This window comes from Pseudomonas sp. LBUM1644 (assembly GCF_059716195.1).
This window is the reverse complement of the sequence record NZ_CP166812.1, coordinates 568,835-582,488: the sequence shown is the minus strand read 5'-3', so window position 1 is coordinate 582,488 and position 13,654 is coordinate 568,835. Positions and strand designations below refer to the sequence as shown.

Annotated in this window: 9 protein-coding genes; 4 read left to right on the top strand and 5 right to left on the bottom strand. The window is 60.3% G+C overall.

Annotation, left to right across the window (positions count from 1 at the left end):
- Positions 1-33 precede the first annotated feature (33 nt).
- Together pncB and nadE are read left to right on the top strand one after the other, a co-directional pair.
- Positions 34-1,269 carry a nicotinate phosphoribosyltransferase gene (gene pncB / locus ACA052_RS02625; protein ID WP_497648271.1) on the top strand — a complete coding sequence of 412 codons (1,236 nt, stop codon included), beginning with the start codon at positions 34-36 and terminating at the stop codon, positions 1,267-1,269.
- A gap of 4 nt (positions 1,270-1,273) precedes the next feature.
- Entirely contained in the window at positions 1,274-2,101 is an 828-nt protein-coding gene (gene nadE, locus ACA052_RS02620; protein WP_497648270.1) for an NAD(+) synthase, read from the top strand.
- Between the two features lie 200 nt (positions 2,102-2,301).
- Here nadE and azu read toward each other — a convergent pair whose 3' ends face one another.
- Positions 2,302-2,748, bottom strand: coding sequence for an azurin (gene azu, locus ACA052_RS02615; RefSeq protein WP_497648269.1), 447 nt, complete (start codon positions 2,746-2,748; stop codon positions 2,302-2,304).
- 343 nt (positions 2,749-3,091) lie between these two features.
- Here azu and ACA052_RS02610 point away from each other — a divergent pair, with 343 nt between their 5' ends.
- Complete coding sequence (locus ACA052_RS02610; RefSeq protein WP_497648268.1) at positions 3,092-3,679, top strand: cytokinin riboside 5'-monophosphate phosphoribohydrolase; 588 nt, start codon at positions 3,092-3,094, stop codon at positions 3,677-3,679.
- A gap of 68 nt (positions 3,680-3,747) precedes the next feature.
- Positions 3,748-3,939, top strand: a complete 192-nt coding sequence (locus ACA052_RS02605; RefSeq protein WP_497648267.1) for a hypothetical protein — start codon at positions 3,748-3,750, stop codon at positions 3,937-3,939.
- Between the two features lie 159 nt (positions 3,940-4,098).
- Here ACA052_RS02605 and ACA052_RS02600 read toward each other — a convergent pair whose 3' ends face one another.
- From ACA052_RS02600 to ACA052_RS02585, 4 genes are all read right to left on the bottom strand, one after another.
- Positions 4,099-4,989 carry a transglutaminase family protein gene (locus ACA052_RS02600; protein WP_497648266.1) on the bottom strand — a complete coding sequence of 297 codons (891 nt, stop codon included), beginning with the start codon at positions 4,987-4,989 and terminating at the stop codon, positions 4,099-4,101.
- Entirely contained in the window at positions 4,989-7,475 is a 2,487-nt protein-coding gene (locus ACA052_RS02595) for a circularly permuted type 2 ATP-grasp protein (protein WP_497648265.1), read from the bottom strand. The genes ACA052_RS02600 and ACA052_RS02595 overlap by 1 nt, the downstream gene beginning before the upstream one ends.
- An 88-nt stretch (positions 7,476-7,563) precedes the next feature.
- Positions 7,564-10,839 carry a transglutaminase family protein gene (locus ACA052_RS02590; protein ID WP_497648264.1) on the bottom strand — a complete coding sequence of 1,092 codons (3,276 nt, stop codon included), beginning with the start codon at positions 10,837-10,839 and terminating at the stop codon, positions 7,564-7,566.
- A gap of 302 nt (positions 10,840-11,141) precedes the next feature.
- Positions 11,142-13,445: a YgiQ family radical SAM protein gene (locus tag ACA052_RS02585; RefSeq protein ID WP_497648263.1), complete on the bottom strand. Its 2,304-nt coding sequence runs from the start codon at positions 13,443-13,445 to the stop codon at positions 11,142-11,144.
- Positions 13,446-13,654: the final 209 nt, after the last annotated feature.

Below are 13,654 nucleotides of genomic sequence, written 5' to 3'. Positions count from 1 at the left end.
GCCACTATCGTTATTCCATGTGGAGAACCCGTTATGAGCGAGAGTGTGTTTGCCGATCGCATCGTGCAGAACCTGCTCGACACCGACTTCTACAAACTGACAATGATGCAGGCGGTGCTGCACAACTACCCGAACGTAGAAGTTGAATGGGAGTTTCGTTGCCGTAACAGTGAGGACTTGCGCCCGTATCTGGCGGAGATCCGTTTCCAGATCGAGCGCCTGGCCGAGTTGAGCCTGACGGCCGACCAGCTGAACTTCATGGAGCGCATCAGCTTCATGAAGCCGGATTTCCTGCGTTTTCTCGGGTTATTCCGCTTCAACCTGCGCTACGTCCACACCGGGATCGAGAACGGCGAATTGTTCATCCGTCTGCGCGGGCCGTGGCTGCATGTGATCCTGTTCGAAGTGCCGCTGCTGTCTATCGTCAGCGAAGTGCGCAACCGCTATCGCTACCGGGAAATCGTCCTGGAACAGGCGCGCGAACAGCTCTATCGCAAGTTCGACTGGCTGACCGCCAACGCCAGCAGCGAGGAATTGTCTGAATTGCAGGTAGCCGATTTCGGTACCCGCCGTCGCTTTTCGTATCGCGTGCAAGAAGAAGTGGTGAGTGTGCTCAAGCACGATTTCCCCGGGCGTTTCGTCGGCACCAGCAACGTTCATCTGTCGCGGGAACTGGACATGAAGCCGCTGGGCACCATGGCCCACGAGTGGATCATGGCCCACCAGCAACTCGGCCCACGGTTGATCGACAGCCAGATTGCCGCCCTCGATTGCTGGGTTCGCGAGTATCGCGGCCTCCTGGGGATCGCGCTCACCGATTGCATCACCACCGACGCCTTCCTCAGCGATTTCGATCTGTACTTCGCCAAGCTGTTCGACGGCTTGCGCCATGATTCCGGTGACCCGGTGCTCTGGGCGGAAAAGGCCATCGCGCATTACCACAAGCTGGGCATTGACCCGATGAGCAAGACGCTGGTGTTCTCCGACAGCCTCACACTGCCCAAATCCCTGGAGATATTCCGGGCATTACGCGGCCGGATCAATGTCAGTTTCGGCATCGGCACTAACCTGACCTGCGATATCCCGGGTGTCGAACCGATGAGCATCGTGCTTAAAATGGCGGCCTGCAACGGTCAACCCGTGGCAAAGATTTCCGATGAGCCTGGCAAGACTCACTGCAAAGACCCGAATTTCGTCGCTTATTTGCGACACGTTTTCAAAGTACCTGCCGCCCCTTCCAGCACATCTGGCATTTCAAGCAAGGAGTGAATTCATGCAAGCCGTACAGCGCGAGATTGCTGAGCAGCTCAAGGTTCAACCGCCGTTCGCCGACCACGCCGCTCTCGCGGCGGAAGTGGCCCGGCGCATCAGCTTCATTCAGGATTGCCTGGTCAACTCCGGGCTCAAGACGCTGGTACTGGGCATCAGCGGCGGTGTCGATTCGCTGACCGCCGGCCTGCTCGCCCAGCGCGCCATGCGCGAACTGCGCACTCGCACCGGTGATGACAACTACAAGTTCATCGCCGTGCGCCTGCCGTACGAAACCCAGTTTGATGAACACGATGCGCAGGCCTCGGTGGACTTCATTGACCCGGATGAACGCCACACCGTCAACATCGGCCCGGCGGTCAAATCCCTGGCCAATGAAGTCGCGGCGTTCGAAGGCAAGCACGCAGTCTCGGTGGATTTCGTACTCGGCAACACCAAGGCGCGGATGCGCATGGTCGCCCAGTACACCATCGCCGGTGCAGCCCACGGCCTGGTGATCGGCACTGACCACGCGGCGGAAGCGGTGATGGGGTTTTTCACCAAGTTCGGTGATGGTGCCTGTGACCTGGCACCGTTGAGCGGCCTGGTGAAAAATCAGGTTCGGGATATCGCCCGCAGCTTCGGTGCCCCTGAGTCGTTGGTGGAAAAAATCCCTACGGCCGACCTTGAAGACCTGTCGCCGGGTAAACCGGACGAAGCGTCTCACGGCGTGACCTACGCCGAGATCGATGCCTTCCTCCACGGCGAACCGGTGCGCGAGGAAGCGTTCAAGATCATCTGCGACACGTATCGCAAGACCCATCACAAGCGGGTGATGCCGTTTGCGCCCTGAACTGTGAATAAAAAAAGCCCGCTGAAGGAGTTGATCCTCAGCGGGCTTTTCTTTGGTTCAGGCATTTTCGATGCTGAGGCCGCTTTCGCGAGCAAGCCCGCTCCCACATTGGATCTGCGTTGAACACAAATGCCGTGTTCGCAGAAGATCCCCTGTGGGAGCGGGCTTGCTCGCGAAGAACGATTACGCGGTGAATCTGCTTACTTCAGCGTAACCGTGCCTTTCATCATCGAGATGTGGCCCGGGAACGAGCAGAAGAAGCCATAGGCTTCGCCAGCAGCCAGTTTCGACACATCGAAGGTCACTGAATCAGTCTCGCCCGCACCGATGATTTTGGTGTGGGCGATGATGCGCGCATCACTTTCCGGCAGGTAGTTTTTGTCGATGCCAGCGCTCAGGCCTGCGCTGGCGATCGGCTGCATGTCAGCCTCTTTGCTCAGCACCCAGTTATGGCCCATCACGTTTTTTGGCAGGCTACCGGAGTGGGTCAGCTCAACGGTGAACGTCTTGCAGCTCTTGTCGATTTCAATGGCCTTGGTGTTGAAGGACATCTGATCGGTGGAGTCAATGGTGGTTTTGCACTCGGCAGCCATCAGTTGGCTGCTGGCCAGTGTCAGCAGGGATACCGCAACAAGTTTGGCAAACATGGTGAATCTCCAAGGCAGGGTTAACAAAGGTGCGAATGGACAGAAGACTGCCTGAAAACTTCGCAAGTTCCTATGACCCGAATCAAAAATTGTATACAACTTTCGAGCTATGACACCGATCGAGACAATCTACCAGCCAGACGTCTAGGGCGGCCCTATCATCAGGTCGTCATCACTTGTGCGGAGCGTCTGTCATGTCCATCAATAGTCTTTTGTGCAGTCTGCTTGCCGCTTACGCCTGTGGCGCCAGCGGCACTTATGAAACGACCCAGCGCGAAGTTTAGACCTTGGAGCGCCGCTTCTCTGCCTTTACTCTGTGGTCATCCTGACTATGGAGTAAGGCATGTCTTTAGCGTCCGTTTGTGTATTTTGCGGTGCCAGCACCGGCACCAACCCGGTTTATCGTGAAGCGGCTGTCGCCCTGGGGCGAGCATTGGCCGAGCGCAAATTGACACTGGTCTACGGCGGTGGCGCCGTCGGGCTGATGGGGATCGTGGCCGATGCCGCGCTGGCGGCGGGCGGTGAAGTCATCGGGATCATCCCGCAAAGCCTGAAAGACAAGGAAATTGGCCACAGCGGCTTGACCCGCCTGGAAGTGGTCGATGGCATGCACGCACGCAAGGCGCGGATGGCAGAGCTCAGCGACGCATTCATCGCGCTGCCCGGCGGCTTGGGCACACTGGAGGAACTGTTCGAAGTCTGGACCTGGGGCCAGCTCGGCTACCACGGTAAACCGCTGGGGCTGCTGGAAGTGAACGGTTTCTACAGCAAGTTGACCGCTTTTCTTGATCATATCGTCGGCGAAGGCTTCGTTCGCGAACCACACCGTGACATGCTGCAAGTGAGCGAATCGCCGCAAACCCTGCTCGATGCACTGGACGCCTGGCAGCCCTCGGTACTGCCAAAATGGGCCGAGCAAAAACCCAGCTAACGGCTCGGCATCGATACAGGGCAGAATATGCGCCGCTCAACCTCACCTTCGACCCCAGAGGATCGCCCATGGCTAAACCTAATTATTCCTTCGCCAAACGTCAGAGAGACTTGGCCAAGGAGCAGAAGAAAGAGGAAAAGCTTCAGCGCAAGAAAGCTACAGCTGAAGAAGAAGCAGCCGCACTGAACCCCGATGCAGAAGGTGAAGTGGCCGCAGAAAGTGATGTTGAAACACCGAAAGATCAGGCGCCTGACGCCTGAGACCCTCAGGGCCCGATGATCTGATCAGGCCCATCGGATCTGTGTCCAGTGTAGGAGCGAGCTTGCTCGCGATGGTCGTGAACGATGACGCGTACTGTCTGTAAAAATTCGCGACCATTGCATTTTTCGCGAGCAAGCTCGCTCCTACAAGGGTCTGCGTCAGTCCAGTGGCATCACGGTGACGCGCACCTCTGGGTCATGATTACCACCTCCCAGAATGACCCCACGCAACGGTGAGACATCAGAGAAGTCCCGGCCCCAGGCCAGGGTGATGTGTTCCAGTGCCGGTTGCACATTGTTGGTCGGATCAAAATCGACCCAGCCCAGTACCGGGCAAAACACCGAAACCCAGGCATGCGATGCATCAGCGCCAATCAATCGTGGCTGGCCCGGCGGCGGCTGAGTCAGCAGGTAGCCGCTGATATAACGAGCAGCCAACCCGCGGGAGCGCACACAGGCCAGCATCAGGTGAGCAAAGTCCTGACACACACCCCGTCGACGCTCCAACACTTCCACCAACGGCGTTGCTACCTGAGTCGCTTCGGCGTCGAAGGTGAATTCGCTGAAGATCTTCTGCATTAATGCCTGAACCCCCAGCAACAAAGGCCGACCCGCCGGAAAACAGCTTTCCGAGAACTCGACGAAATTGCGCTTCAAATGCACATAGGGCGATTCGAACCGATAACGGCAGGCTTCAAGCAACTCGGGGGACAACGGCTGACTGCTGTAGGTCAGCGCGTTGCGCGTTTCTTCCCAGGCGGGTGATTGATTGAAATCCAGTGTTGGCCGGGCCAGTACTTCGACGGTGAGGCTGGCATTAACCAGCAATTCATCGTGCGGTCGTTCGAACGCCAGCCGGGTCAGCGGATTGCCGAACACATCCTGCTCGTCCCGGCGCGAGGTCGGGTCCGGACTGATCTGCAATTGCGCATCAGTGCAGCGCTGCCAGGCACAGGGCCGAGGCCACAGGTGCGCCAGTTGCTGGGCCAGGGAAACCGGGCTGTCGTAGTGATAATGGGTGTCGTGGAAAATCTGATAATGGGCGTTCATCAGACGGACACCGTACGCTGGCTGACATCATCCACATGCGCGAAATGGCGCAGCGCCAGGCGATCGGATACCTGGCCGCTGGCGTCGGCAATCTCTCGCAGCAGATCGGCCAAACCCTCGATGGCCGCGCGAACGCTGGCTTCACCGAACAGCGAGTTTTCCAGGCAGCCCAGATCGAAGCGCGCCAGGCGCTCCACCAATTGCGGCAAGCCCGCTTCGCGAGGCACGCCAAAGTCGTCGTTCAACCGTTTAAGGGTGCGGGTCACCAGTTTCAACTGGAACAACACGGCATGCGGGTTCTGTTCATCGAGCAGCAACAAGTCGAGCACCGGAAGCAACTGCGCCACTGCCAGATACCGCGAACGGTAGGTGATGCTGCTGTTCCCCAGCTCCAGCAGCCATTCCAGCCCGGCCTGATCGAACGCTCCGGGGCCACGCAAAAACGCCGCCAGGCTGCCGCTGAGAAACTGCAGTCGCTCGATCCGTCGGCCGATCATCAGGAAGCGCCAGCCTTCATCGCGGGTCATATCGTCCAGGGCAAAACCGGACAGCGCCGCCAGCGACATGACCAGGCGGTTGAGAAAGTCCAGCAACTCGCCGAAATCCGGCTCTTCAGTTTCCAGCTCCATGGCTTCGCGTTGCAACTCCACCAGCGCCTGCCAGTTTTCCCGCGAAAGTTTGCCGCGCACCTGCGAGGCAGCCCATTGCAAGCGCTGCAGATTCGAACGCAGGCTGAACGGCCAGTCATCACCGAGCAGTGCGGCCAACAATCGCTCCGGCAACGCCCCTTCATCAGGCAGCAACATCAGCCGCTCGCCGAGATCGAGCGCCGCCTGCAAGGCCTGCGGATCGTCGCCATCGACATAGCGCGCGAGCATGATTCGCAGCAAGCGCGCGCTGTCATCACAGCGCTCGCAGTACCGGCCAAACCAGAACAGGTTTTCCACCACCCGCGAGGGCAGATACGGATCGCGCCGCACCAGATCGTGGACGCCGATGTTGCGCTGGGCTTTCCACTGTTCGCCGCTGGGCGCGCGTTCACCGAGGACCCACGTGTCCTTGCTCGCGCCACCGCGCTGCATCGACACCACTTCGGCATCCGCTTGCGCGGCGACCCGGGTCAGGCCACCGGGCAGAACCCGGTAACCGTCACGACTGGCCACCGCATACACGCGCATGCCGATAGCCCGGGGTTGCAACTGGCCGTCCTCAGCCTGCCAGATCGGGGCCTGTGACAGCTGCGCGAGTTCTTGCGCGACATAGGCGTAAGGCCGTGCTTGCATGCGCTCCGCCAGGGTTTGACGCTGTTTTTCACTCAGGTCACGGCCAAATACCGGCGCAAAGCTTTGCGAGGGAAACGCAGGTTTGATCAGCAACTCCGGCAGTTTTTCCAAGGCCTGGGCCAGCACCGGCGCCTCGCCACACCACCAGGTGGCGATAGACGGCAAGATCAGTTCCTCACCGAAAAGGAACTGATTGATCCTTGGCAGAAAGCCCAGCAGACCTGGCGACTCCAAAACACCGCTGCCCAATGCGTTGGCCACCAGCACCCGCCCCTGGCGCACGGCTTCGAGCAGGCCCGGCACGCCAAGGGCCGAGTCGGTACGCAGCTCCAAGGGATCGCAGAAGTCATCATCGAGTCGCCGCATGATCGCGTGGACGCGACGTAAGCCACTGAGGGTCTTCAGGTAGACCGTGGCATCGCGCACGGTCAGGTCACCGCCCTCCACCAACGGATAACCGAGTTGCCGCGCCAGATAAAGATGTTCGAAATAGCTTTCGTTAAAACGGCCCGGCGTCAGCAACACCACCAACGGCGCCTCATCGTCGCTCGGCGCCTGGCGGGCCAGGGTTTCCTGCAAGGTGCGGAAGAACCCGGCCAGGTGCTGCACTTTCAAATCGCGGTACAACTCGGGAAAGGCCCGGGACACGATCGTGCGGTTCTCCAGCGCGTAACCGGCACCGGACGGCGCTTGAGTACGGTCCGCCGTGACCCACCAGCGACCGTCGGGTGTGCGCGCCAGATCCACGGCATACAGATGCAGAAACGCGCCGTCGGGCGGCGTAATGCCCTGACAGGGCCAAAGGAAGTTGTTGTGGCCGAAAACCAGCTCGGCAGGTAGCAGACCTTCGGCGATCAACCGTTGCGGGCCATACAGATCCGCCAGCACCGCGTTCAACAGACGGGCCCGTTGAGCAATTCCGGCCGACAGCTGCGCCCACTCATCAGCGGCAATCACGTGCGGAAGCAGATCGAGTTCCCACGGCCGATCAGCACCCTTGGGGTCGGCGTAGACGTTGTAGGTCACGCCGTTTTCCTGGATCTGCCGGCTCAGCAGTGCCTGACGCTGCACCAATTGCGCTGGCGTGCTGCGTTGCAATTGGTCGAACAGCCGCCGCCAATGCGGGCGCACGGCTCCGCTGGCGTCGAGCAGTTCGTGATAAGTGCCCGCTGTCAGCGGGTAGCGGTCAAGCAGATCAGGCATGGAAAGCTCGGCACACAACAAAGAACGGTCAGACTAACGCAGGCTCATGACGCCCGGATATACGAAAAATCCGAGCGTCGTGTACGGTTTAGAAACGTCGTAAATCGAGCGTCATCGGCAGCTCGTCGTTAATTTCCAGAATCGGTACAGCAAGTTTCCCTGGACTGTGTCCGATGCGGAAAAACCGCGCCATTCGCCGACTCTCGGCCTCATTGGCGTTCACTGGCAAGCTGTCGTAATTGCGCCCGCCTGGATGGGCAACGTGGTACTGACAGCCACCCAGCGAGCGTTGCATCCAGGTGTCGAGCAGGTCGAACACCAGTGGCGCATGCACTGGAATCGTTGGTTGCAGGCAGTTGGCCGGTTGCCAGGCGCGGAATCGCACGCCGGCAACGAATTCACCGACGCGCCCGGTGGGCTGCAACGGCACCGGGACGCCGTTGCACGTCAGCACATAACGCTGCGGCGGGAGGCCGTTGAGCTTGACCTGCAACCGCTCAAGGGATGAATCGACGTAACGCACCGTGCCGCCGACCGCGCCTTCCTCGCCCAGCACATGCCAGGGCTCCAGCGCCTGACGCAACTCCAGCTCGATGCCGCTGACGGCGTAGTCGCCGACCTTGGGAAAACGAAACTCCAGATGCGCCGCGAACCACTCGGCGCGCACGGGATAACCGGCGGCATTGAGGTCGACGATGACATCCGCGAAGTCCTGTTCAATGAAGTGCGGCAACAGGAACCGGTCGTGCAGCTCTGTGCCCCAGCGGGCCAGTTTCGGCGGCGCGTAAGGCTCACGCCAGAATCGCGCCACCAGCGCCCGCAGCAACAACTGCTGGGCCAGGCTCATGCGTGCATGGGGCGGCATTTCAAAGGCGCGCAATTCGAGCAACCCCAGGCGCCCGGTCGCGCCGTCCGGAGAATAGAGCTTATCGATGCAGAATTCGGCGCGGTGCGTGTTGCCGGTGACGTCGATCAGCAGATTGCGCAACAGCCGGTCCACCAGCCACGGTGCGCACTCCTCGCCCGGTTCAGGCATCTGGGCGAAAGCGATTTCCAGCTCATACAGCGCATCGTTGCGCGCTTCATCGACGCGGGGTGCCTGGGAGGTCGGGCCGATGAACAATCCGGAAAACAGGTAGGACAAGGACGGATGGTTATGCCAGTAGCTGATCAGGCTGCGTAGCAAATCCGGGCGGCGCAGAAACGGTGAGTCCGCCGGTGTCGCGCCCCCCAGTACGAAATGGTTACCGCCGCCGGTGCCAGTGTGGCGGCCATCAATCATGAATTTCTCGGTGGTCAATCGGGTCTGGCGTGCTTGTTCGTACAGATATTCGGTGCGCTCGACCAACTCGTCCCACGTCGCGGAGGGTTGCACGTTGACTTCGATCACGCCCGGGTCCGGGGTGACGCGGAAGTTGCTCAGGCGCGGATCGCTCGGCGGTTCATAGCCTTCCAGCAACACTGGGCAATGCAGTTCCTGAGCCGTGGCCTCGATGGCGGTGACCAGCTCCAGATAATCCTCAACCCGTTCCAGCGGCGGCATGAACAGGTACAACCGCCCTTCCCGCGCCTCAGCGCAAAACGCCGTGCGCGTCAGCCAGTCAGCGGACTCGTCGATCTTCGGTTCACGCTCAACCGCTTCGGCTGGCGCACCTGGGCTGTTCAACGCCATGGTGTCCGGAAGTGGCGCAAAGTCCTGGTTCGGATCGTTGGGATGGATGAACGGATACTCTGCCGCTTTCACCCACGGCTGTGAGCCGAGCGGCAAGCGATAACCCAGCGGCGAATCCCCTGGCACCAGCCGGCAATGCTCGTCGCGCAGGTACCAGCGACCGCTTTGCCACTGATCACCTTTGGCGGTACGCGCCAATGGCAGCACCTGGCCGATGACTTTATCCAGGCCCTGGCTGAACACTTTGCGCAAGCGCGCACGCTCCAGCGGTTCTTCCAGGCGTGAGTCTTCGGCGCTGACGTTTTGCGGCAAAGTCCCCTCGCGCCAGAGGTAATAGAAATTGTCTTCGTAGGCTGGAAACACGAACCGTGTCGGAATTTTCAGGCGCTCGGCCACGCTCGACAGAAAACGCGCGGCCAGTTCGCCATCGGCGCCGTAGTCTTCCTGTTCGTCGGCGATCAACGCGCTGTTGTGCCAGATCGGCACACCGTCACGGCGCCAGTAACAGTTCAGCGACCAGCGCGGCAGCTGTTCACCGGGGTACCACTTGCCCTGACCGAAATGCACCAGCCCTTTCGGCGCGTAATGCTTGCGCATGCGCTGGAACAGTTCGGCGGACAATCGGCGCTTGTCCGGGCCGAGCGCAGCAGTGTTCCATTCGGCGCCGTCCGGGTCATCGATGGAGACAAACGTCGGCTCGCCGCCCATGGTCAGGCGCACGTCGCCTTCCAGCAGGTCAGCGTCGATCTGCCGCCCCAATGCCTGAATCGCCAGCCATTGATCTTCGGTGTAGGGCTTGGTGACGCGCGGCGCCTCCCAAATCCGCTCCACGGACATTTCATGGGTGAACTCACACTCGCAGGGTTCAACCAAGCCGCTGATCGGTGCCGCAGAGCCCGGATCAGGGCTACATGCCAAAGGAATGTGTCCTTCACCGGCAAACAGCCCTGAGGTCGCGTCCAGGCCGATCCAGCCGGCGCCGGGCAAATAGACCTCGCACCAGGCGTGCAGGTCGGTGAAGTCCACGTCCGTGCCCGATGGGCCATCGAGACTCTTGACGTCGGCGGTGAGCTGGATCAGATAGCCGGAGACGAAACGCGCCGCCAGCCCGAGGTTACGCAACAGCTGCACCAGCAACCATGCCGAGTCGCGGCAAGAGCCGGACGCTTGTTCGAGGGTGTGCTCGGGTGTTTGCACACCCGGTTCCATGCGGATCAGGTAGCCAATGTCTTCGCTCAAACGCTGGTTGAGCGCGACGAGGAAATCCACGCTAGGCAGCGGCGTACGGTCTATGCCCTCCAGATAGGCCTTGAACTTCGGCGTCAGCGGCAAGGTTTCCAGATACGGCGCCAGTTCCTTGCGCTCATCCGCAGCGTAGGTGAACGGTATTTTTTCGGCATAGGGTTCGAGGAAGAAATCGAACGGATTGAAGACGGCCATTTCCGCCAGCAGATCGACTTCAATCCGCAGCTCGGAGGTTTTCTCCGGGAACACCAACCGCGCCAGGTAATTGCCTTGGGGATCCTGCTGCCAGTTGATGAAATGCTGCTCGGGCGAGACTTTCAGCGCGTAGGACAGTATCCGCGTGCGGCTGTGGGCAGCCGGGCGCAGGCGAACGATCTGCGGACCGAGCTCGACGGCGCGGTCGTAGCGGTAATGCGTGACGTGGTGCAATGCGACATGAATCGACACGGCGTGCCTCCTGCGAGCCCTAAGCGTAATGGAAAGCGCGCAAGACTTATGCCATCCAGCGGCGCTGGCGCTTTCTCCGGTTGCTTGAGGCAGTACAGCACCAAAATCGGGCGATGAGGGAAATTGGTTGGGCGCAGTTGCACGCAAATGTTGCGCAGATCAAAAGATCGCAGCCTTTGGCAGCGCCTACATGGGAACGCATTCCAATTGTAGGAGCTGCCGAAGGCTGCGATCTTTTGATCTTCCACCCCAACGTAAAACGCCAACCCGAAGGTTGGCGTTCTATTCAGCACAAACGAGGTTTAGCGCGGTACGACTGGCTTGCGTGCCGGTTTCGGCCCCTTGCCCTTGGCCGCGTCCTTGCGATCCTTGGCCGCTTGCTGATTGCGGGCAAACGCCGCAGCCTTGGCCTGTTCGCGCTTGTCCCAAGGATTACCGCCGTCACTGGCACGCGGTGGCAGGCCGGTGTGCTGGGTCAGGATCTTGGTGGTCTTCTCAGCGGCCACTTTGTGGCTACCGGCTGGCGTCGAGTTCTTGCGACGGGCGCTCTGGTAGCTGTCGGTCGCCGGCTGATGCAGCGGGATCAACTGGGTCTTGCCCGGCCCGATCAAGTCGGCGCGGCCCATGCGGGTCAACGCTTCACGCAGCATCGGCCAGCCTTTAGGGTCGTGATAACGCAAGAACGCCTTGTGCAGGCGACGCTGCTCCTCGCTCTTGACGATGGTCACGGCGTCACTCTTGTAAGTCACCTTGCGCAGCGGGTTCTTGCCCGAGTGATACATCGCGGTGGCGGTGGCCATCGGCGACGGATAGAACGCCTGCACCTGGTCGGCGCGGAAGCCGTTGCCCTTGAGCCACAGCGCCAGGTTCATCATGTCTTCGTCGGTGGTGCCCGGGTGGGCGGCGATGAAGTACGGAATCAGGTACTGCTCTTTCCCGGCTTCCTTGGAGTACTTCTCGAACATGCGCTTGAACTTGTCATAGCTGCCGATGCCCGGTTTCATCATCTGGTTAAGCGGACCTTCCTCGGTGTGTTCCGGGGCGATCTTCAGGTAACCACCCACGTGGTGGGTCACCAGCTCCTTGACGTATTCCGGCGACTCGACCGCGAGATCGTAGCGCAGGCCGGAAGCGATCAGGATTTTCTTCACACCCGGCAACGCACGGGCGCTGCGATACAGCTGGATCAGCGACGAGTGGTCGGTATTCAAGTTCGGGCAGATGCCGGGGAACACGCACGACGGCTTGCGGCATGCTGATTCGATTTCCGGGCTCTTGCAGGCGATGCGGTACATGTTCGCGGTCGGGCCGCCGAGGTCGGAAATGACGCCGGTGAAGCCTGGCACCTTGTCGCGGATCTCTTCGATTTCGCGAATGATCGACTCTTCGGAACGGTTCTGGATAATCCGGCCTTCGTGCTCGGTGATCGAGCAGAAGGTGCAGCCGCCGAAGCAGCCACGCATGATGTTCACCGAGAAGCGGATCATGTCGTAGGCAGGAATTTTTTCCTTGCCGTACGCCGGGTGCGGAATACGTGCGTAAGGCATGCCGAACACGTAGTCCATTTCTTCGGTGGTCATCGGAATCGGCGGCGGGTTGAACCAGACATCGACTTCGCCGTGCTTCTGCACCAATGCACGGGCGTTGCCCGGGTTGGTTTCCAGGTGCAGCACGCGGTTGGCGTGGGCGTAGAGAACGGCGTCGGCACGGACTTTTTCAACCGACGGCAGACGAATCACAGTCTTGTCGCGCGTCATCTTCGGGCTGGCCAGGATCTGCACGACCTTGGCTTCGCTCGGGTCTTCAGCCGGCCCCTTTTCCTGCTCGATAGCGCAGGCCTGGGTGTCCTGGGTGTTCACGTACGGGTTAATGATCTTGTCGATCTTGCCCGGACGGTCGATGCGCGTGGAATCGACTTCGTACCAGTCTTTGGGCGTATCACGACGGATGAACGCGGTACCGCGCACGTCGGTGATGTCTTCGATCTTGTGACCGTAGGACAGACGCTGGGCAACTTCGACGATCGCACGCTCGGCGTTGCCGTAGAGCAGGATGTCGGCGCAGGCGTCGATCAGGATCGAGTTGCGAACCCGGTCCTGCCAGTAATCGTAATGGGCGATGCGGCGCAGGGAAGCTTCGATGCCACCGAGGACGATCGGCACGTTCTTGTAGGCTTCCTTGCAGCGCTGGCTGTAAACCAGGCTCGCGCGATCCGGACGTTTGCCCGCCAGGCCCCCGGGGGTGTAGGCGTCGTCGGAACGGATTTTCTTGTCGGCGGTGTAGCGGTTGATCATCGAGTCCATGTTGCCGGCCGCGACGCCGAAGAACAGGTTCGGCTCGCCGAGCTTCATGAAGTCGTCTTTGGACTGCCAGTTTGGCTGGGCGATGATCCCGACGCGGAAGCCCTGGGACTCCAGCAGCCGGCCGATGATCGCCATGCCGAACGACGGATGGTCAACGTACGCATCGCCGGTGACGATGATGATGTCGCAGGAATCCCAGCCAAGCTGATCCATCTCCTCCCTGCACATCGGCAGGAATGGCGCTGGACCGAAACATTCGGCCCAGTACTTGGGATAGTCAAATAACGGCTTGGCTGTTTGCATGACGATGACCGGTGTTGAGATGAAAAATCGCGGGCGCGGAATATAGCACAAAAAATAACCAATTCCGACGGCTATGGTCGGAAATTACGCACAACCCCTGTAGGAGCGAGCTTGCTCGCGAAGGACGCCAACGATGACGAGCCCTTCCTGGACGAACGCGGTGCGCTCGAGTTTTTCGTCGGAACGCCGCCCGGAGCAAGTTCGCTCCT